Genomic DNA, 19,280 nt, shown 5'->3' with positions numbered 1-19,280 from the left:
GGATTGCATGGCGGTGACACTGGCTTCGGAACTCACGCTGCCCTGCGGCGCAGTGCTGTCGAACCGCATTGCAAAGGCTGCCATGACCGAAGGGATGGCGACTCCCGACGGACGCCCGACCCCCGAGCTCGAGCGGCTCTACGGCATCTGGTCCGATGGTGGCGCGGGAATGCTGCTGTCGGGCAATGTCATCGTCGACAAGGATCATCTCGAACGCCCCGGCAACGTCGTCATCGACCGCGAACCGGACGAGGACATGAAACGCCGCCTCGCCAGCTGGGCCAAGGCGGCAACGCGCGGCGGCAACCACTTCTGGGCCCAGATCAGCCATGGCGGGCGCCAGACACAGAAGCTGGTCAATCCGCATCCCAAGTCGTCGTCCGACGTCCAGCTGGCGCTCCCCGGCGGGCAGTTCGCCAGGCCGACACCGCTTACGCGAGAGGAGATTGCCGACCTCGTCAACCGCTGGGCCATCGCCTCGCGCGCGCTCAAGGAGGCAGGCTTCACCGGCGTGCAGATCCACGGCGCACACGGCTACCTCATCTCGCAATTCCTCTCGCCGCGCGTGAACCTGCGCAGCGACGAATATGGCGGCAGCCTGGAAAACCGCGCGCGCTTCCTGCTCGAGATCGTCGCGGCGGTGCGCGCTGCGGTCGGACCGGAGTTCCCGATATCGGTCAAGCTCAACAGCGCCGACTTCCAGAAGGGCGGTTTCGACTTCGGCGACAGCCTGCAGGTGGTGAAATGGCTCGAGGCGGCCTCGGTCGACCTGATCGAGATTTCCGGCGGCACCTACGAGCAACCCAAGCTGCTGGGCGTTTCGGGCATGGAGGACGAGGAGAAGCAGAACGTCGCGCCTTCGACCCTCGCGCGCGAGGCCTATTTCGTCGACTTCGCAAAAGCGATGCAGGCCGAGGTTTCGATGCCGCTGATGGTCACCGGCGGCTTCCGCACGCGCGCGGCGATGGAACAGGCGCTCGACAGCGGCGCTGCCGATGTGATCGGCATCGGGCGGCCCATGTGCGTCGATACCGATGCTCCCGCGCGCCTGTTGGCCGGCGATACCCAGCTCGCGCGCTACGAGGACAGGCTCGACCTGCTGCCCGACTGGATGGCATTCCTGAAGCGCTTCCAGATGGTCAAGGCGGTCAACAGCTTCGCCGGCATCTACTGGTTCTACGAACAGCTCTGGCTGCTCGGCCACGAGGGGCGGACCGATCCCGACCTTTCCGTGTTCAAGGCGTTCCGCACGCTTGAAGCGCGCAACAATCGGATCATGAAGGAACGTGCGGCGGGCGCTGCCTGACGCTTGCGTTCCGGAGTCAGCCGTGACGGCCGCTGGTCAGGTCATCGAGGAAACTGAACCCGTTGACCACGGCGAGGCCCTTGCCTTGGCGGATCCGGTCTTCGTCATGCACGGTGTAGACCGGGTAGGCGATGATATCGATGAAGCGATCGATCGGCTTCGGATCGAAGGGCACCTTCTTGTAGAGCACGACATTGCCCTGCGTCGTCATGGCATTGGCGGGCTTGTACTTCGTGTCGTCGATTGTCCACGCGAAGTCCCGGGTCTCCACCGCGGCCTCGCCGCAATAGATCCCGAGATCGCAGGCGAAGGACAGGAGCCGTGCTTCACGACCGGATACGGGCCTGTCGCGCCAGCCGGGTGCACAGATCTTCCCGAAGCCCTTGATCTTGCAGAGCGTGCTGCGGGCAAGGTCGTGAAGCATGACGGATGCCCCCGACGCCTCATCCGCTTGTGACGGAGGAGGGACCTCCACGCCCAGGTCTGCCAGCGCACCAGTCACCAGCTCGACACGTGCATCCTTGACCGACCGGAAGTAGGCGAGGTTCGCGGCGCGCTCTCCTGCGGACAGGTGTACACCTTCGCGGGGATGGGGCCATTCCAGCGGCGCGTAGTCGGCCAGGACCCTTTCGGCGTTGCGGCCAGCGCCGAACAGTCCGTTGAGCAAGCCCAACCGCGTCAGTCGCCGTATTTGTCGAGCTCGTCGCCGGTAACCGTGACCACGTGCATCAAATTGGTCGAGCCCGGGGTGCCGAAGGGGACGCCGGCGAGCGCGATGAGCTTGCTGCCAGCCTCGCCGAAACCGTGGCGCAGGGCCATGCGCTTGCCCTTGGCGATCATCTCCTCGAAGCTGCCGATGTCCTTGGTCGCGACCGCGTGCGCGCCCCACAGCAGGCCGAGGCGGCGCGCGGTCTTCATGCTCGGCGTCAGCACCAGCATCGGAACCGAAGGCCGCTCACGGGCGACGCGGCGCGCGGTCGAGCCCGAGCCGGTGAAAACCGTGATGGCCGAAATGTTCACCGTGTCGGCCACGGTCATGCAGGCGTGGGCCAGCGCGTCGGCCGTGGTGCTGTCGGGCGGCGTGTCGAGGAAACGCACGCGCGAAAGGTAGCTCTCGTCGCGCTCCACCTGACGGGCGATGCGGTGCATGATGGTCACCGCCTCTTCGGGCCAGTCGCCGGCGGCGGTCTCGGCCGAGAGCATGACTGCGTCGGCACCGTCATAGACGGCATTGGCGACGTCGGAGACCTCGGCGCGGGTCGGGGCGGGGCTCTCGATCATACTTTCGAGCATCTGCGTCGCCACGATCACCGGCTTGCCCGCCATGCGCGCCTTGTTGACGATCTTCTTCTGCAGCGGCGGAACTTCCTGCGGTTCCAGTTCGACGCCCAGGTCGCCGCGAGCGACCATGATGCCATCCGACTGTTCGATGATTTCGTCGAGCCGGCGCACTGCCATCGGCTTTTCGATCTTGGCGCACAGCGCGCCGTAGCCGCCCATGAGCTTGCGGGCTTCAGCCAAGTCCTCGGGGCGCTGGACGAAGCTGAGGCCGATCCAGTCGACCCCTTGCTGGATGGCGAAGGCAAGGTCCTTGCGATCCTTGTCGGTCAGCGCCGGTATCGGCACTTCGGCATCGGGCACGTTTACGCCCTTGCGGTCGGAAATGACCCCGCCGACCTCGGCCGAACAGAGGATCTCGTTTTCGTCGGCGCGGATCACGCGCAGGCGGATCTTGCCGTCGTTGATCAGCAGGCGCTGACCCTTTTCGAGCAGCCCGAAAAGTTCGGGATGCGGCAGCTCGACGCGGGTTTCGTCACCCGGTTCGGGATTGCGGTCGAGCGTGAAATGGCCCGAATGGCGGATGACCGCCTGCCCGTCCTTGAACTTGCCCACCCGCAGCTTGGGACCCTGGAGGTCGGCAAGGATCGCGATGGGGCGATGAAATTCCTTTTCCATCGCGCGGATCGCCCGGATCGTCGCCTCGTGATCGGCGTGTTCGCCGTGGCTCATGTTGACCCGGAAGGCATCGACGCCGGCCATGAACAGGCGGGCGAGCATTTCGGGCGAGCGGCTGGCGGGACCGACGGTGGCGAGGATCTTGACCTTGCGACCGCGCGGGTCGACGCGCCGGGGATCGAGCTTTTCCATGGCTACCGCCTATGGCACAGGCTTGCGGCAACTCAAGGACAAGTACGCAATGGATACGAATACAGAGGCGCTCGACGATCTTCCCGATGCCGTAGCGGCAGCGGCGTTCCGTCGGCTGGTGCGCCATTTGCGGCATCGCCACGATGCACAGAACATTGATCTGATGGGGCTCGCAGGCTTCTGCCGCAATTGCCTCGCCGACTGGATCATCGATGCAGGCTTCGAGGGCGACAAGCTGGCAGCACGCGAACTCATCCACGGCATGCCGCAGGACGAATGGAAGGCGACGCGGCAATCACCGGCGACGCAGGAGCAGTTGGCGCGGATGGAAGCGAGCCTCGCCAAAAACGCACAGGATTAGGGATTCGGACCCTTCACCCGGGGCCACGCTCTGGCTATCGAACCTGCCATCCGCCCGCGTGGCGATTCTCACATCACCGGAGTATTTCCCAAATGGCCGAAGCCACCGACGACCGCCTGCGCCTTCTCATCGAGCGCATCGAACGCCTCGAGGAAGAGAAGAAGGGCATCGCCGACGACATCCGCGACGTTTATGCCGAATCCAAGGCTGTCGGTTACGATACCAAGATCATGCGCCAGATCGTCCGCCTGCGTAAGATGAAGCCCGACGACCGCCGCGAGATGGAAACCATTCTCGATACCTACAAGGCCGCGCTCGGCATCGGCTGAACCGGATTAAGAGGGGAGTAATCTGCCATGGCATCGCAATTGCCGCACCGCCGGGTGATCCTCGTCAGCACCACGCCGACGATCGAGGGCCATCCGATCCAGGAGTATCTCGGCCTCGTCACCGGCGAAGTGATCGTCGGCGCCAACGTGTTCCGCGATGTGTTCGCCGGATTCCGCGACTTTTTCGGCGGGCGTGCAGGAAGCTATGAGCGCGTTCTCGGGAGTGCCCGCGCCGACGCGATCCAGCAGCTGCAGGCGCAGTGCGACCAGCGCGGCGGCAATGCCGTGGTCGGCGTCGATCTCGACTACGAAGTGGTCGGGGCCAAGGGCTCGATGCTGATGGTCTCGGTGACCGGGACCGCGGTCAGGATCTGATCAGGCCCCGGCGCTGCCGGCCACCGCCACCAGCGTGATGAATGCCGCGTTGTGGAGCATGTGGAGCATGATGTTCGACCACAGGCCGTAGTTCACGCGCAGATAGCCGAGCACCAGCCCGATCACGAACTGCGGCAGGACCAGCGGCAGGATCGTCGCCATGTTCTCGACCGAGAAGTTGAGCAGGTGGATTCCGGCGAAGGCGATAGCGCTGAACCAGTAGAACAGCGGGAACAGCTTCTGGAACCAGCCCATGGCGTCGCGGCCGCGCAGGACCCACAGGCCGACCAGACCGGCTAGGAAGACCACCAGCGCGATGCCGCCGGTGACGGGATTGACCTGTTGCGCGCTCGCCGCACCGCTCGCACCCACGATTGCCAGTGCGACAAGCGCCAGGATGATGAAGAGCACGTGGCCGGGGCGTCCCGAAAGCCAGCTGCGGAAGGCAATCTCCTCCGCGACGGGGGCGAAGACGATGGCAGCAAAGGCAAGCTGCGGCGTCATGTCCATGCCCGAAATGGCGGTCTTGGGGATGTTCACTCCCAGCGCCATCACGCCAAATGCCGCCCCCAGCAACACGACCATGATGATCAGGTCGAGCACCAGCATCCGCCCAACCGCGATGAAGCTCGACTGTTGCATCGGCGCGGCCCGGTCGGGGAGCGTGGGCCGTTTCAGGAAGGCGAAAAAGCGCGACCATTCACCGCGTAGCGAATTGGCGGGCGCGAGGTGCGCCTGACCACTTGTGGTAATTGCTTCCATGCGGCTAAGGCCACCCCCGAGAATCTCTGACGAGAACACTTCCAACCACGACCAACGCAAAAGCGATACCATGGCAGGCCATTCCAAATTCAAGAACATCATGCACCGCAAGGGCGCGCAGGACAAGAAGCGCTCGGCGATGTTTTCCAAGCTTTCCCGCGAGATCACCGTCGCCGCCAAGATGGGCATGCCCGACCCGGACATGAACCCGCGCCTGCGCCTCGCGGTCAATGCGGCCAAGGCCCAGTCGATGCCGAAGGACAATATCCAGCGAGCGATCGACAAGGCATCTGCCAATGACGGCGAGAACTACGAAGAGGTTCGGTACGAAGGCTATGGCCCGGGCGGCGTTGCGCTGATCGTCGAAGCGCTGACCGACAACCGCAACCGCACCGCAACCAACGTTCGCACCGCCTTCAGCAAGAACGGCGGCAACCTCGGTTCGGAAGGTTCGGTGAGCCACGGTTTCGAACGCCTCGGCCTGATCGAATACCCGGCGAGCGTCGGCGACGAGGAGAAAGTCCTCGAAGCCGCGATCGAAGCTGGCGCGGACGATGTCGAGAGTTCCGAAGACGGCCACACCATCTGGACCGCGTCCGATGCGCTGCACGAAGTCGCAGGCAATCTGGAAAAGACGCTGGGCGAGGCCGAGAACGTCAAGCTGGCGTGGAAGCCCACCATTACCGTCGACATGGACGAAGGTGGCGCGGCGACCTTGCTGAAGCTCGTCGACACGCTCGACGATGACGACGACGTGCAGACAGTCTGGGGCAATTACGAGATCTCGGACGAGATCATGGAGAAGCTGGGCTGATGCTGGCTTTCGTCGCGAAGGCGCTGCTGGCCGGCGTCATGATCGCGGCGATTGCGGAGATCGGGCGCAGGTTGCCGGCTGCTGCTGCGCTCGTGGCCAGCCTACCGCTGGTCTCGATCCTCGGCATGATATTCCTGTGGTTCGCCCGCCCGGATGCGGAGAACATGGCGCAGCATGCACAGGCGACCTTCTGGTTCGTCCTGCCCAGCCTGCCGATGTTCCTCGCCATCCCGGTCATGTTGCGAAACGGCGTGAATTTCTGGGCGGCGCTGGTGCTCGGCTGCGTGCTGACGGTCGTGCTCTATCTCGGCATGGTCCAGTGGGGACCGCGCCTCGGGATCAGGCTGTGATCATCCTCGGTCTCGACCCCTCGCTCAGCTGCACCGGCTGGGGCGTGATCAGGGCCGAAGGCGCACGCATCTCGCATATCGCCAACGGGCAGGTGCCGACCGATGCCAGGGCTCCGATGGCAGTCCGCCTCGCCACCCTTCACGCCGCCTTGTCCGAAGTCATCGCCGCCTATCACCCCGATCGCGCGGCGGCGGAGGAGGTCTTCCTCAACAAGAACCCGCAGTCGACGCTCAAGCTGGCGCAGGCGCGCGGAGCGGTTTTGGCGACCTGCGGAATGGCCGGGGTTGCGGTCAACGAACACGCCGCGCGGCTGGTCAAGAAAGCGGTCGTGGGAACCGGCGGGGCGGAAAAGCAGCAGGTCCAGGCCATGCTGAAAGTGCTGCTGCCGGGCGCGACTATTGCCGGCGCCGATGCCGCCGACGCGCTCGCCGTCGCCATCGCCGATGCGCATCTGGGGAAGGTCTGATGTTCCTTGTCGTCTTCCGCAATCGCAAGCGTGCGGACATGGACGCCGCCGCCTATTCCGCCGATGCCGATGCGATGGAGGAAATGGCACGCGAACAGCCCGGCTACCGCTCGTTCAAGTCCTACGTCGCCGACGATGGCGAAGTCGTCGCGGTCAGCGAGTGGGACGATGAGGCCTCTGCCCGCGCCTGGGGCCGCGTTGCCGAGCATCGGATGGTCCAGCGCAAGGGACGCGAAGAGTATTACGCCGAATACACCCTTTTCGCCTGCCCCGAGCCACGGATACGCCGCTTCAGCGAAAGAGAGACATGACTATCCAGTTCTACGGCATTCCCAACTGCGACACGGTCAAGAAGGCCCGCACCTGGCTTGAAGCGCAGGGACTCGATTACGCCTTCCATGACTACAAGAAGGAAGGGGCCGACGCTGCCCGCTTGGGCGAATGGGCGGAGGCGGTGGGGTGGGAGGCCCTGCTCAACCGCCGCGGCACGACTTTCCGCAAGCTGCCCGAAGTGGCGCGCGAAGGGATCGATCGGGACAAGGCCATCGCCCTGATGGTCGAGCAGCCGAGCATGATAAAGCGCCCCGTGGTCGAGCATGGTGACCAGGTCCTGGTCGGCTTCGATCCGGCGGCATGGGCTGCGGCGCTGGGTTGAGCGAGGGCCGGTGAACACTCTCGAACTGGTTGCCGTCGCCCTGGGGCTGGCCAATGTCGGCCTGCTCGTGCGGCGGAGTATCTGGAACTACCCCTTCGGCATGGCGATGGTCGCGCTTTATGCCGAAATCTTCTTCGAGGCCAAGCTGTACGGCGAGGCCGGGCTGCAGGTCTTCTTCTTCTTCGTACAGGCGTGGGGCTGGTACCTGTGGGCGCGGGCAGGCGGTATGGTCCAGCCGGTCGCAGTGCGCTGGATGGGCTGGCCTTCGCGCATCATCTCGCTCGTGCTGGTTGCGGTGATCACGCTGTCGCTCGGCACGCTTATGCACAAGCTGACCGATGCCGTCATGCCCTTCGCCGATGCCGCGATCACCGGGGCGAGCGTGGTTGCGCAGGTCCTTCTGTCCTATCGCCGGATCGAGAACTGGGTGCTGTGGATCGTCATCGATATCGGGTCCGTCGCGCTCTACATCATCCGCGACCTTCACCTGACTGCGGGCCTCTATGTCGCCTTCCTCGTGCTCGCCACGCTGGGCCTCGTCCAGTGGATGCGCGCCGAGCGCAGATCCGAAGCAGTCGCTTGACCACGCGCGGCTTCCTGCTCGGCAAGTTCATGCCGCCGCACGCGGGGCATGTCGCCCTTGTCGAGGCGGCGGCAAAACTCGTCGATGAGCTCACGGTGCTGGTCTGTTGGTTGCCAGATGACCCGATCCCGGGGGAACGGCGGCTCGACTGGATGCGCGGGATGTTTCCCTCCTGCCGCGTCGTCGGTCACGGCGATGTGGTGCCGCAGGAACCCTCCGAAAGCCCCGATTTCTGGCCGATCTGGACGGGAATTGTCGCCACTGTCCATCCCGAACCGATCGACTATCTCTTCGCGGGCGAGGAATACGGGCTTGAACTCGCGGCCCAGGTCGGTGGCTTCTTCGTGCCACTGGGTGGGCGGATACTCGAGGCCAGGGACGCAGTATCGTCGCTCTCCGCCAGTGCGGTCAGGGCGGACCCGGCTGGGCATTGGCCTTACCTGCCGGAGCCGGTGAGGGATCACTACCGCAAGACGGTTTGCCTCCACGGGGCGGAAAGCACGGGCAAATCGACACTCGCAGCACAGCTTGCACCCGAACTGGGCACGATCTGGGTGCCCGAATACGGGCGCAGCCATTGCGAGGTGCATCGTGAGGACCTGACGCGGGCCGATCTCCTGCTGATCGGCCGGGCACAGCAGGCCATGACACAGGCCTCGGCGCGCTGGGCGGGGCCGGTCCTGCTGGTTGATACCGACGCGCTGGTGACCGCCGCCTGGTGCGAAATGCTGCTCGGCGAACGACCCGCCGAACTGATGGAGGAGGAGAAGGCGGACCTCTACCTGCTGATGGAACCCGACCTGCCATGGGTCGATGATGGTACACGTTTCTTTGCCGATCCGGCCGAACACGCGCGCTTCGCCGACATCGTCGAGGCGGTTCTCATCGATGCAGGCGTGCCGTTCGAGCGGATTTCGGGGACCGGTGAAGTGCGTCTCGCTGCAGCGAGATCGGCGATCGCGACGCTCAGGCGTCAGTAGCCGCTGTTGCTGCCCCAGCCTTCATTGTCGCCATTGGTGAAGGAACGCGCATTTTCGTTCGCGGCCCCGGTGATCGAGCGCTTGACCGACGCGAGATCGCTGCCAGACCCGTAGATGAGGCCGAGCACGATTGCCGTCGCAAGGAGAAGCTTCTTGAACATGACTGGTGGAATTTCGCAGATCACCGTCAAGATTCGATTAACGGTTGCGCTGATTGGGGCGGTAACCGCGATTCCGGCCTCGGCGGGCGACATGCTCGTCATCGCCCATCGCGGCGCCAGCGGCGAACGGCCCGAACACACGCTGGCGGCCTACGAACGCGCCATCGACCAGGGCGCGGACTATATCGAGCCCGATCTGGTGGCGACAAAGGACAATGTCCTCGTCGCGCGGCACGAGAACGAATTGTCCGACACGACCGATGTGGGCGCGCGCGAAGAGTTCGCCGACCGCCGCCGTTCGAAGACGATCGATGGGAAGCTCGTCAGTGGCTGGTTCGCCGAGGACTTCACGATTGCCGAGCTGCGAACCCTGCGCGCGAAGGAACGCCTGCCGACCTTGCGGACGGCCAATGCGCGCTTCGACGGGCTCTATCCCGTGCCGACATTCGAGGAGATCCTGACCCTTGTCCGCGCCAAGGAGGCAGAGACGGGGCGCAGGATCGGCATCTATCCCGAGCTGAAGCATCCCAACTTCCTGTTGCAGGAAGCCGGGATCGACACCGTCGACCTCCTGGTGACGGCACTGCGCAAGGCGGACCTCGACGATGCCGACGATCCGGTCTTCATCCAGTGCTTCGAGGTCGGAACGCTGCGGCGATTGAACAAGATGGTCGACGTGCCACTGATCCTTCTGGTGAAGGGCGAAGGGGGACCCGCTGACGAGCCAGCCCTCTATTACCTCGACATGCTCACGCCTACGGGGCTGAAGGATGTCGCAGCCTATGCCGACGGCGTCGGCGCGGACATGCGCTTGCTGTTCGGGCCCGAAGGTATTCCGTCAGGGCTGGTGGATGACGTCCACGCGGCGGGCCTGAAGCTGCATGCATGGACCTTGAGGAAGGAGAATGCCTTCCTGCCGCCCGTCCTGAAGCGCGGCACGGACGAGAACGGAACAGGCGACGTGCTCGGCATGGTCACCCTGCTCAAGGTGCAGGGCGTGGACGGCGTCTTCACCGACGATCCGGGCCTCGTCGTCACCGCGCTCGGAAAATAATCCCGCCCGCTGCGTTGGGCCTTGCATGAGTGACGATGAAACCTGGATGCGGGCCGCGCGCGACTTCGCCGTTGCAGAGAAGGGCAGCGACCCTGCCAACACGCCGATTGCGGCGATACTCGTGCTCGACGGGAAGGAAATCGCCCGCGGCGTGAACCGCACTGCCGAATGCTGCGATGCCACCGCCCATGCCGAGGTGGTGACCTTGCGCGCGGGCGGTGCCGAACACGGCGACATGCGCATCGAAGGCGCGACGCTCTATTCCACCCTCCAGCCCTGCGGCATGTGCACCTTCGCCAGCATCTGGGCCGGGGTCAGCCGTATTGTTTATGGCGCAGGTCGCAAGGACGTCCACGAAATGTACTTCGAGGACCGCCACCTCTCCACGCTCGATTTCGTTGTCGATGCCTACAAGGACGACCTCGAGCTCGTCGGAGGAGTGCTTTCGGAAGAATGTGCAAATCTTTACTATCGCCCCTGGGACGACGTCCCGGAGGAAAAGCAGGCCAACGACTAGGTGCTGCGGCGGGCGGTCACGAGGTAGTTGAGCGAGAGGTCGGACGAGAGGTGCAGGCCCTTCGCAGGCGAATAGGCGATCCCCTGCGGTTTCGACATTTCAAGGCCGGCTTCCGCCAACAGGTCGCCGAGTTCTTCGGGCGTGATGAAATCTTCCCAGTGGTGCGTGCCCTTGGGAATGAGGCCGAAGCCTTCCGCCGCCCCGATCATCAGCAGTCGCGAAGCGGGCGTGCGGTTGGGCGTCGACATGACCAGCAGTCCGCCCGGTGCGAGGCGCGCGGCAAGTTCGGCCACGAAGGCGCGCTTGTCGGCAACGTGCTCGATAACTTCCATCGCAGTGACGAGATCGAACTGTCCGATGTCGAGCGAACCGATCTCGCCAGCCATGTAGCGGATGTCGAGCCCGGCGCCCTCGGCATGAACCGCGGCCGCCGCGACATTTTCGGGCGCGGCATCGACGCCTGTCACATCGGCTCCTAGCCGGGCCAGCGGTTCGCACAGCAGCCCCGCGCCGCAACCGATGTCGAGCGCGCTCTTCCCGGTCAGCGGCTTGCGCCCCGCCAAATCGCCGCCCCAGTGCAGGTCGATCGCCTCGCGCAGGAACGCCAGGCGCACCGGATTGAGCCTGTGCAGCATGGCCGAGGAGCCTTTCGGATCCCACCAGTCCTTCGCCAGCTTTCCGAAATGCGCCGCTTCTTCGGGGCGGATCGTTTGGCCTGCTGAAGAATTGCTACGCGAGTGTGTTGTTGCATCGCTCATGCGCGATGGCTAGCAGCCAGCACTCAAGCATTCCAGCACGGAGACGTCGGCACTTGGCACGCATCGTGATGAAATTCGGCGGCACTTCGATGGCCGGGACCGAGCGCATCCGCCGCGTCGCCAACATCGTGCGCAAGCAACAGGCGCGCGGCCACGAGGTCGCGGTGGTGGTGTCCGCCATGGCCGGCGAGACCGATCGCCTCGTCAACTTCTGCCGTGAGGCGAATGCGCTCTACGATCCGGCCGAATACGACGTGGTCGTCGCGAGTGGCGAACAGGTCACTTCGGGCCTCCTCGCGCTGACGCTCCAGTCGCTCGGCTGCAAGGCGCGCAGCTGGCTCGGTTGGCAGTTGCCGATCCACACCATCGAGGCCCACGCCAAGGCCCGCATCGAAAGCATCGACGCCGACGAACTCATCGCTTCGATGCAGCGCGGTGAAATCGCCGTCATTCCCGGCTTCCAAGGGCTGAGCGAAGACAATCGCGTCACCACGCTCGGACGCGGCGGATCGGACACGTCTGCGGTTGCCGTGGCCGCTGCCGTGCACGCGGACCGCTGCGACATCTACACGGACGTCGATGGGGTCTACACGACGGACCCGCGCATCGTCGCCAAGGCGAAGAAGCAGAAGGCGGTCACTTACGAGGAAATGCTCGAGCTCGCGAGTGTCGGGGCCAAGGTGCTTCAGACCCGCTCGGTCGGACTCGCAATGAAAGAGGGCGTGCGGGTGCAGGTCCTCTCCAGCTTCGTCGGCGAGGATGCCATCCCCGCAGACGACCTTCCGGGCACGATGATCGTCTCGGAAGAGGAAATGAACGAACTGGTGGAGAAGGGCGAAATGGAACGCCAGCACGTAACCGGCATCGCGCACGACAAGAACGAAGCCAAGGTGATCCTGACCCGCGTACCCGACAAGCCGGGTGCGGTGGCCCACATCTTCGAGCCGCTGGCCAAGGCCGCAATCAACGTCGACATGATCATCCAGAACGTCGGCCGCGACAAGGGCGAGACCGACGTGACCTTCACCGTCCCGCAGGCCGACCTTGCCCGCGCGCAGGCACTGCTCGAGGACAAGCGCGACGAGATCGGCTTCAACCGCATCATCACCGACAGCAAGATCGCCAAGATCTCGGTCGTTGGCGTCGGCATGAAGAGCCACGCGGGCGTCGCCGCAACCATGTTCAAGGCACTGGCCGACCGCGGGATCAACATCCAGGCCATCTCGACCAGCGAGATCAAGGTCAGCGTGATGGTCGACGAGGACGAGACCGAACTCGCCGTCCGCGTCCTCCATACCGCCTACGGGCTGGATGCGAAGGACGAGGCTGCTTGAAGTTCGTCAGGGCCCTGATCGACGGTTGGGTATCCTTGGTTCACAGCACTTGGCGCGCCTTCATGGTCTTCGGCAGCCTGATATTGGTCGCCGCCGCCTATCAGCTCTATACGGGTGCCTTTGAGAAACTGCGGTTCGATCAGGTGGTCGACGACATTGCCATCGGACTGGCGCTGATGTTCCTTGCATCTTTTATCACGGCAATCCTCTACCACTGGAGCGTCTGGCGAAATCGCGATCGTCCGCGTCAACGCGACCGCTACTGGCCGGGCGGCGGTGGCCCCAGGAGACGATAGGCAATGGCACACACTGCGAAAATCCTGCTTCTCGGATCGGGTGAGCTGGGGCGCGAGTTCGTCATTTCGGCGAAGCGCCTCGGCGCCCGTGTCATCGCCTGCGATGCCTATGACAATGCGCCCGCGATGCAGCTGGCCGACGCGCGCGAGGTCTTCTCGATGCTCGATGGCGAGGCCCTGAGGGAGGTCGCGGAGAAGCATCGCCCCGACTACATAGTGCCCGAGATCGAGGCGATCCGTACCGAAGTGCTGGCCGAACTCGAAGGCGAGGGGTTTACCGTCGTCCCCTCGGCACGCGCGGCCCAGCTGACCATGAACCGCGATGCTATTCGTGACCTTGCAGCCAACGAGCTCGGTCTCGTCACTTCGCGCTATCGCTATGCCAAGAACCTCGACGAGGTTCGTGCGGCGGCCGAGCACACCGGGTTTCCCTGCGTGATCAAACCGGTCATGTCGTCGAGCGGCAAGGGCCAGTCGACCGTGCGTGAAGAGGCCAGGCTCGAGGAAGCGTGGGACTATGCCTGCGCCAACATGCGCGGCGATCGCCAGCGCGTGATTGTCGAGCAATTCGTCGACTTCGACTACGAGATCACCCTGCTGACGGTCCGCCACAAGAGCGGCATCACTTTCTGCCCGCCCATCGGCCACCGACAGGAGCGCGGCGACTACCAGGAAAGCTGGCAACCCACGCCCATGTCCGACGCCGCCATCACCAAAGCGCAGGAGATGGCACGCAAGGTCGTCGACGACCTTGGCGGATACGGACTCTTCGGGGTGGAATTCTTCGTCAAGGGCGAGGAAGTGATCTTTTCCGAACTGAGCCCGCGCCCGCACGACACCGGCATGGTCACACTGGTCAGCCAGAACCTGACCGAGTTCGACCTCCATGCCCGCGCCGTGTTGGGGCTACCCGTCCCGGCGGACCTGCGCGCGCGCCCGGCGGCGAGCGCAGTCATCCTGGCCGATCGCGACTGCGACCGGCTCGCCTATGATGGCCTGGCAGACGCGATGTCCGACGGTGCCGACATTCGCATCTTCGGCAAGCCCACCAGCCGTCCCTATCGCCGCATGGGCGTGGCGCTGGCGACGGCGGGAACGACCGACGAAGCGCGCGACAAGGCGCGCGAGGCAGCACACAAGGTCCACATCGTCTACGGCTCCTGACGCTTGCCGTAACGTCGCGCTGGCCCTAAGCGCCTCCGCATGACTACCTATCCCAAGACATCCCATCTCATGCAGCGCGGTGCCGAATTCCTCGGCAGCGAAACGGCCATCCTGTGCGGCGCGATGAGCTGGGTGTCGGAGCGCAATCTCGTCTCCGCGATCTCGAATGCAGGCGGCTTCGGGGTGATCGCATGCGGCGCGATGACGCCGGAACTGCTCGATGCCGAGATCGCGGCGACCAAGGCACTGACAAGCAAGCCTTTCGGGGTGAACCTCATCACCATGCACCCGCAGCTTTTCGACCTGATCGAGGTCTGCGGCAGGCACGGGGTCGGCCACGTCGTCCTTGCGGGCGGCATTCCGCCGAAGGGCAGCGTCGAGGCAATTAAGGCCCATGGCGCCAAGGTCATCTGCTTTGCACCGACACTTGCGCTGGCCAAGAAGCTGCTGCGTTCGGGCGCCGATGCGCTGGTGATCGAGGGCATGGAAGCGGGCGGCCACATCGGCCCCGTATCGACGAGCGTGCTGGCGCAGGAAATGCTCCCCGAACTGGCCGATGAGCATCTCATCTTCGTCGCCGGAGGTATCGGTCGCGGGCAGGCGATCGCCGGCTATCTCGAAATGGGCGCGGCAGGCGTCCAGCTGGGGACGCGCTTCGCCTGCGCGAGGGAGAGCATCGCGCACCCCGATTTCAAGAAGGCGTTCTTCCGCGCCTCGGCCCGCGATGCGGTGGCGAGCGTGCAGGTCGACCCGCGCTTGCCCGTGATCCCGGTGCGTGCGCTCAAGAACAAGGGCACCGAGGAATTCACCGCCAAGCAGATCGAGGTCGCGGGTCTGCTCGACCGCGAGGAAGTGGCGATGGACGAGGCGCAGCTCCAGATCGAGCACTATTGGGCAGGCGCATTGCGCCGCGCGGTGATCGACGGCGATGTCGAGAACGGAAGCCTGATGGCGGGCCAGTCGGTCGGCATGCTCAAGGAAGAAGAACCGGTGGCAGTCATCATCGACAAGCTGATGGCCCAGAGCGAGGAAGCGCTCGCGCGGCGGTAGGATGGAAATCCGGCGGCTGGACCTCGATGTCGCGATCTATCGCGACCGCGTGCAGGTGACCGACCGCGTGACCGGCAAGTTCGTCGACCAGCGGGCCGATTATCCCTTCTCGAGCGCGACGAACATCATCGCCGAACCGCGGTTCCTCGAGGACACGCTGGTCAAGGCGATCCGCCAGATGCTGGAAGGCGGTTTTTCGCTCCGCCACCCGATCGCCCACGTGATCGCCTCCGAACTGCCCCTGTCGCCCACGCAAAAGATGCAGGTCGAAACCTGTCTGCGTGAAGCGGGCATGGGCGAGATCGTCTTCGACCTTTAAGCCAGTGTTGGTGCGGCCCTAGCGCGAATGCGCTTGCTCCATTCCCTGCGCACCGCCACATCGCCACCATGTCCGAACCGCTAGTCCTGACCCTGTCGTGTGCCGACCGCCCCGGCATTACCGCCCGTGTGACGTCGTTCCTGTTCGAGCGCGGCGGCAACATTCTCGAAGCGCAGCAGTTCAACGACCGCACGTCCGACGCCTTTTTCATGCGCGTCGAGTTCGACCCCGCCAACGTCGGCCGAGCGGCCATCCGTGAAGGTTTCGCATCCATCGCGACCGAATATGCGATGGACTGGAAGCTGTCCTTGCGCGACCGGCCTCGCCGAGTGTTGTTGATGGTCAGCAAATTCGACCACTGCCTTGCCGACCTTCTCTATCGCTGGCGCATCGGCGAACTGCCGATGGACCCGGTTGCCATCGTCTCCAATCACCCGCGCGAAGCCATCGAGCATACGCATCTTGGAGAAATTCCCTTCCATCACCTGCCCGTCACCCGCGAGACCAAGCAGGAACAGGAGGCGCAGGTCCGGAAAATTGCGGAGGATACCGGCGCCGAACTGGTCGTCCTTGCGCGTTACATGCAGATCCTTTCGGACGAACAGGCAGCGCACTTCTCGGGCCGCTGCATCAATATCCACCACAGCTTCCTGCCGGGTTTCAAGGGCGCCAAGCCGTATCACCAGGCGCACGAGCGTGGGGTAAAGATGATCGGGGCCACGGCGCATTACGTCACTTCCGATCTCGACGAAGGGCCGATCATTCACCAGGCGGCAGAACCGATCAGCCATGCCGACACGCCCGAGGAACTCGTCCGCAAGGGTCGAGAGATCGAGAACCGGGTGCTGGCGGAAGCGGTGCGACTCCACCTCGAGGAGCGCGTCCTGCTCAACGGCAAGCGGACAGTGGTGTTCAGGGGCTGAGCAAAGCCTTCCACGGCTCAGCGCGCGGATCGTCGCTCGCCAGCGGGTTCCACACTGCTGTCATCCTTGCCAGCGCCACTTCCTCAGGCACGCCCGCCTCGCGGTCGAGCAGGTAGAAGAATGCGGTCACGCGCCAGTTCATGATGCAATGGACGTGAACCGGTCCGTCCACTTCGTCGAGGGTCTTGCGCAGGGCCGCGACATGATCCCGCGTCGGCGCGTCGAACGGCACGGGAATATGCGTGTAGCCGATGCCCTGCGCGGCGAAGGCGGCCTCCTCGTCCGGTAGCGCCTCCGGATGGTCGGCCAGTGCGAGGTTCACGACATGTCTTACACCTATCGCGGCGAGCCGTGCCGGGTCGCCCGGCTCGAGCCTGCCCGATGTGGTGACGCCGTCGGACCTGCGCTGCCAGTTGCGCAGGTCCGACGGGTCGCCAGTCCTTTCGGTCATGTGCCTTCGAGCGCCTTGTCCTCGTTGGCGCGCTTGAGGACGTAGAGCCGGATCGCCTCGATCTGTTCGGGACTGAACTGGTCCTTCCAAGCGACCATGCCGTTGTCGGCAAGGATCCCGTCATGGACCACCTGTTGCCACAGCTGCTTGTTGCCGATGGTTGCCGAATGCCTGAGGTCAGGGTTCAGGCTACCCGCGACCGCCGATACGCCGTGGCAGACGCTGCAGCTGTTGCTGTAGAGCTTGAGGCCCAGAGCCACCTGGTCCGGGGTTCCGGTCGCCGCCGGCGGATCGAGCACGAGTGCCGGGGTCGGCTTGAGCGGGGGCAGGGTGCCCTTCGCGCCGAGCTTGAACACCAGCAGTCGGCTGATGTTGGGCGTGATCCCGCCGCCCAGCTTGCCCGCCGAAACGTCCCACACGCCGCCCCAGCCGACCAGTACTGCGACATATTGTTCGCCATCGATCGAATAGGTCATGGGCGCTGCGAGCACGCCCGTCTGCGTCTCGAACGACCATAGCTGCTTGCCGGTGTCCGCGGCATAGGCGCGGAATTCACCGGTGGAGGTTCCCTGGAAGACAAGGTTGCCCGCCGTCGCCAGCGTACCGCCGTTCGTCGGACTGGTCTGCTGGACCTTCCACTTCACCTCGCCCGCAACAGGATCGAATGCAACCAGCGCGCCGTTGAGTGCGGCCTTGGTCGCTTCCCGGACGGCCTTGTCGGCCGGGATCGCACCGCCGCTGACATCGATGCCGAGCTGGAAGCCCGTTTCGCCCGGCTTCCAGTCGGGATCGTGGGCGTAGAACTGCGGCGTGTTGTTGGTGGGGATGTAGACCAGGCCGGTCTTCGGGCTGTAGCTCATCGGCGTCCAGCTATGCGCGCCCACTGCGCCCGGCACGCCGAGGAAACCCTTGCCCGTCAGTTCGTACTTGGCTTCCGGATTGACACTGGGCTTGCCGGTTACCGGGTCGAGCCCGCTCGCCCAGTTGATCCCGTCAACGAAGGGCTTGCCCGAGATGAACTTCCCGGTCTCGGCATCGAGGACGTAGAAGAACCCGTTCTTCGGCGCATGCATCACCACATGGCGGGTCTTGCCGTCGATGGTCAGGTCGGTGACCGTGATCTGCTGGTTGGAATCGAAGTCCCAGCGATCTTCCGGCGTTTCCTGGAAGTGCCAGGCATATTCGCCGGTATCGGGACGAACCGCCACGATCGAGGCCGTATACAGGCTGTCGCCCGCGCCGTCGGTGTTGCGATAGGCCGGGTTCCACGGCTCGGCGTTTGCCGTGCCGAAATAGACGAGGTCGGTCTTGGGATCATAGGTAATCGAATCCCACACCGTGCCGCCGCCGCCGCGCTTCCAGAAATCGCCGCTCCACGTCTTCGCTGCCGCCTCGAGGTGCTTGCCGTCCTGCGGCTTAGAGGGGTCGCCGGGGACAGTGTGGAAGCGCCACAGTTCATTGCCGGTCTGCGCATCGAAGGCAGCGAGGTAGCCGCGGGTGAAATATTCCGAGCCTGCCGAGCCGATAAGGACGCGGCCCTTCACGATGCGCGGTGCGCCGGTGATGGCCATCTTCGAGCCTTCGGGGATCGTCAGTTTCGACCACACGACCTTGCCGGTCTTCTGGTCGAGCGCCACCAGCTTGCCGTCGAGCGTGGCGACGTAGACCTTGTCGCCGTAGAGCGCGACGCCGCGGTTGACCGCGTCGCAGCACACCTCGACCAGCTTCGAACGCGGCACTTCCGGATCGTAGGACCACTTGAGTGCTCCGGTCTTGGCATCATAGGCCTTCACCATCGACCATGCCGTGGTGACGTAGAGCATGCCGTCGTGCATCAGCGGCGTTGCTTCCTGGCCGCGCGCGGTGTCGAGGTCGGCAGACCATGCAAGGCCCAGTTCGCCGACATTGGCGTCGGTTATCTGGTTGAGCGCGGAGAAGCGCTGCTCGTTATAATCGCCGCCGTATGTGAGCCACTCGTCGCCATTTCCGGCCGCGAGCATGGCGTCGGTCACGCCATCGGTCGCCAGCGTCGGTTCCTTCGCTCCCATGCTGCATCCGGCCAGAGCCAGCGCAGCAAGCATCGCAAGCCTGCCGTATCCCATCGATGTTCTCTCCCCGGCAAC

Annotated in this window: 26 protein-coding genes; 19 read left to right on the top strand and 7 right to left on the bottom strand. The window is 64.6% G+C overall.

The window, feature by feature from the left end:
- Positions 1 to 7: 7 nt before the first annotated feature.
- The gene (locus IRL76_RS11405) at positions 8 to 1,306 is read left to right on the top strand and encodes an NADH:flavin oxidoreductase/NADH oxidase family protein (protein ID WP_246449734.1); all 1,299 of its coding nucleotides are present in this window, start codon (positions 8 to 10) and stop codon (positions 1,304 to 1,306) included.
- A gap of 16 nt (positions 1,307 to 1,322) precedes the next feature.
- Here IRL76_RS11405 and IRL76_RS11400 read toward each other — a convergent pair whose 3' ends face one another.
- Both IRL76_RS11400 and pyk read right to left on the bottom strand, forming a co-directional pair.
- Entirely contained in the window at positions 1,323 to 1,973 is a 651-nt protein-coding gene (locus IRL76_RS11400) for a hypothetical protein (protein WP_200981452.1), read from the bottom strand.
- An 11-nt stretch (positions 1,974 to 1,984) separates the two neighbouring features.
- Positions 1,985 to 3,454: a pyruvate kinase gene (gene pyk / locus IRL76_RS11395; protein ID WP_200981451.1), complete on the bottom strand. Its 1,470-nt coding sequence runs from the start codon at positions 3,452 to 3,454 to the stop codon at positions 1,985 to 1,987.
- Positions 3,455 to 3,503: 49 nt separating this feature from the next.
- On the opposite strand from pyk, the gene IRL76_RS11390 reads away from it, so the two are divergent.
- The 3 genes from IRL76_RS11390 (at position 3,504) to IRL76_RS11380 (ending at position 4,519) form a co-directional block, all read left to right on the top strand.
- Positions 3,504 to 3,815, top strand: coding sequence for a DUF1244 domain-containing protein (locus IRL76_RS11390; protein WP_200981450.1), 312 nt, complete (start codon positions 3,504 to 3,506; stop codon positions 3,813 to 3,815).
- Positions 3,816 to 3,907: 92 nt separating this feature from the next.
- Positions 3,908 to 4,144, top strand: a complete 237-nt coding sequence (locus IRL76_RS11385) for a DUF2312 domain-containing protein (RefSeq protein WP_200981449.1) — start codon at positions 3,908 to 3,910, stop codon at positions 4,142 to 4,144.
- 27 nt (positions 4,145 to 4,171) lie between these two features.
- Positions 4,172 to 4,519, top strand: a complete 348-nt coding sequence (locus tag IRL76_RS11380) for a YbjQ family protein (RefSeq protein WP_246449731.1) — start codon at positions 4,172 to 4,174, stop codon at positions 4,517 to 4,519.
- Here IRL76_RS11380 and IRL76_RS11375 read toward each other — a convergent pair whose 3' ends face one another.
- Positions 4,520 to 5,281, bottom strand: coding sequence for a CPBP family glutamic-type intramembrane protease (locus IRL76_RS11375; protein WP_200981448.1), 762 nt, complete (start codon positions 5,279 to 5,281; stop codon positions 4,520 to 4,522).
- Between the two features lie 70 nt (positions 5,282 to 5,351).
- Here IRL76_RS11375 and IRL76_RS11370 point away from each other — a divergent pair, with 70 nt between their 5' ends.
- Genes IRL76_RS11370 through IRL76_RS11340 form a run of 7 tightly spaced genes read left to right on the top strand, consistent with a single transcriptional unit; the run spans position 5,352 to position 9,130 of the window.
- Entirely contained in the window at positions 5,352 to 6,095 is a 744-nt protein-coding gene (locus IRL76_RS11370) for a YebC/PmpR family DNA-binding transcriptional regulator (RefSeq protein WP_200981447.1), read from the top strand.
- The gene (locus IRL76_RS11365) at positions 6,095 to 6,445 is read left to right on the top strand and encodes a DUF3147 family protein (protein ID WP_200981446.1); all 351 of its coding nucleotides are present in this window, start codon (positions 6,095 to 6,097) and stop codon (positions 6,443 to 6,445) included. Before IRL76_RS11370 ends, IRL76_RS11365 begins: the two co-directional genes overlap by 1 nt.
- Positions 6,442 to 6,912, top strand: a complete 471-nt coding sequence (ruvC, locus tag IRL76_RS11360) for a crossover junction endodeoxyribonuclease RuvC (RefSeq protein ID WP_200981445.1) — start codon at positions 6,442 to 6,444, stop codon at positions 6,910 to 6,912. The genes IRL76_RS11365 and ruvC overlap by 4 nt, the downstream gene beginning before the upstream one ends.
- Complete coding sequence (locus tag IRL76_RS11355; RefSeq protein WP_200981444.1) at positions 6,912 to 7,223, top strand: antibiotic biosynthesis monooxygenase family protein; 312 nt, start codon at positions 6,912 to 6,914, stop codon at positions 7,221 to 7,223. Before ruvC ends, IRL76_RS11355 begins: the two co-directional genes overlap by 1 nt.
- A complete protein-coding gene (locus IRL76_RS11350; RefSeq protein ID WP_200981443.1) occupies positions 7,220 to 7,567 on the top strand; it encodes an ArsC family reductase in 348 nt (115 codons plus the stop codon). The genes IRL76_RS11355 and IRL76_RS11350 overlap by 4 nt, the downstream gene beginning before the upstream one ends.
- A gap of 10 nt (positions 7,568 to 7,577) precedes the next feature.
- Positions 7,578 to 8,150, top strand: a complete 573-nt coding sequence (gene pnuC, locus IRL76_RS11345; protein ID WP_200981442.1) for a nicotinamide riboside transporter PnuC — start codon at positions 7,578 to 7,580, stop codon at positions 8,148 to 8,150.
- Complete coding sequence (locus IRL76_RS11340; protein WP_246449728.1) at positions 8,147 to 9,130, top strand: AAA family ATPase; 984 nt, start codon at positions 8,147 to 8,149, stop codon at positions 9,128 to 9,130. Before pnuC ends, IRL76_RS11340 begins: the two co-directional genes overlap by 4 nt.
- Here the strand turns inward: IRL76_RS11340 and IRL76_RS11335 are convergent.
- A complete protein-coding gene (locus IRL76_RS11335; RefSeq protein ID WP_200981441.1) occupies positions 9,124 to 9,291 on the bottom strand; it encodes a hypothetical protein in 168 nt (55 codons plus the stop codon). The two genes, IRL76_RS11340 and IRL76_RS11335, sit on opposite strands and share 7 nt — an antisense overlap.
- Between IRL76_RS11335 and IRL76_RS11330 the strand changes: the two genes are divergently transcribed.
- Both IRL76_RS11330 and IRL76_RS11325 read left to right on the top strand, forming a co-directional pair.
- Positions 9,290 to 10,345, top strand: a complete 1,056-nt coding sequence (locus IRL76_RS11330; protein WP_200984298.1) for a glycerophosphodiester phosphodiesterase — start codon at positions 9,290 to 9,292, stop codon at positions 10,343 to 10,345. The genes IRL76_RS11335 and IRL76_RS11330 overlap by 2 nt on opposite strands.
- A gap of 25 nt (positions 10,346 to 10,370) precedes the next feature.
- A complete protein-coding gene (locus IRL76_RS11325; RefSeq protein ID WP_200981440.1) occupies positions 10,371 to 10,862 on the top strand; it encodes a nucleoside deaminase in 492 nt (163 codons plus the stop codon).
- Here the strand turns inward: IRL76_RS11325 and ubiG are convergent.
- Positions 10,859 to 11,620 carry a bifunctional 2-polyprenyl-6-hydroxyphenol methylase/3-demethylubiquinol 3-O-methyltransferase UbiG gene (gene ubiG / locus IRL76_RS11320; RefSeq protein ID WP_200981439.1) on the bottom strand — a complete coding sequence of 254 codons (762 nt, stop codon included), beginning with the start codon at positions 11,618 to 11,620 and terminating at the stop codon, positions 10,859 to 10,861. The two genes, IRL76_RS11325 and ubiG, sit on opposite strands and share 4 nt — an antisense overlap.
- A 53-nt stretch (positions 11,621 to 11,673) precedes the next feature.
- Here ubiG and IRL76_RS11315 point away from each other — a divergent pair, with 53 nt between their 5' ends.
- From IRL76_RS11315 to purU, 6 genes are all read left to right on the top strand, one after another.
- On the top strand, positions 11,674 to 12,954 hold the full coding sequence (locus IRL76_RS11315) for an aspartate kinase (protein ID WP_246449726.1): 1,281 nt from the start codon (positions 11,674 to 11,676) through the stop codon (positions 12,952 to 12,954).
- The gene (locus IRL76_RS11310; RefSeq protein WP_200981438.1) at positions 12,951 to 13,250 is read left to right on the top strand and encodes a hypothetical protein; all 300 of its coding nucleotides are present in this window, start codon (positions 12,951 to 12,953) and stop codon (positions 13,248 to 13,250) included. Before IRL76_RS11315 ends, IRL76_RS11310 begins: the two co-directional genes overlap by 4 nt.
- A 3-nt stretch (positions 13,251 to 13,253) precedes the next feature.
- A complete protein-coding gene (purT, locus tag IRL76_RS11305) occupies positions 13,254 to 14,414 on the top strand; it encodes a formate-dependent phosphoribosylglycinamide formyltransferase (protein WP_200981437.1) in 1,161 nt (386 codons plus the stop codon).
- Positions 14,415 to 14,453: 39 nt separating this feature from the next.
- Entirely contained in the window at positions 14,454 to 15,464 is a 1,011-nt protein-coding gene (locus tag IRL76_RS11300; protein ID WP_200981436.1) for an NAD(P)H-dependent flavin oxidoreductase, read from the top strand.
- Between the two features lies 1 nt (position 15,465).
- The gene (locus tag IRL76_RS11295) at positions 15,466 to 15,783 is read left to right on the top strand and encodes a hypothetical protein (protein ID WP_200981435.1); all 318 of its coding nucleotides are present in this window, start codon (positions 15,466 to 15,468) and stop codon (positions 15,781 to 15,783) included.
- Positions 15,784 to 15,851: 68 nt separating this feature from the next.
- The gene (gene purU, locus IRL76_RS11290; RefSeq protein WP_200981434.1) at positions 15,852 to 16,706 is read left to right on the top strand and encodes a formyltetrahydrofolate deformylase; all 855 of its coding nucleotides are present in this window, start codon (positions 15,852 to 15,854) and stop codon (positions 16,704 to 16,706) included.
- Here the strand turns inward: purU and IRL76_RS11285 are convergent.
- Positions 16,696 to 17,157, bottom strand: coding sequence for a protein tyrosine phosphatase family protein (locus tag IRL76_RS11285; protein WP_200981433.1), 462 nt, complete (start codon positions 17,155 to 17,157; stop codon positions 16,696 to 16,698). The genes purU and IRL76_RS11285 overlap by 11 nt on opposite strands.
- On the bottom strand, positions 17,154 to 19,259 hold the full coding sequence (locus IRL76_RS11280) for a PQQ-dependent dehydrogenase, methanol/ethanol family (protein ID WP_246449723.1): 2,106 nt from the start codon (positions 19,257 to 19,259) through the stop codon (positions 17,154 to 17,156). The genes IRL76_RS11285 and IRL76_RS11280 overlap by 4 nt, the downstream gene beginning before the upstream one ends.
- Positions 19,260 to 19,280: the final 21 nt, after the last annotated feature.

This window comes from Qipengyuania soli (assembly GCF_015529805.1).
GTDB classification, from domain to species: Bacteria; Pseudomonadota; Alphaproteobacteria; order Sphingomonadales; family Sphingomonadaceae; genus Qipengyuania; species Qipengyuania soli.
Note: the sequence above shows the minus strand (reverse complement) of the source record. Positions and strands in the feature narration are given on the sequence as shown.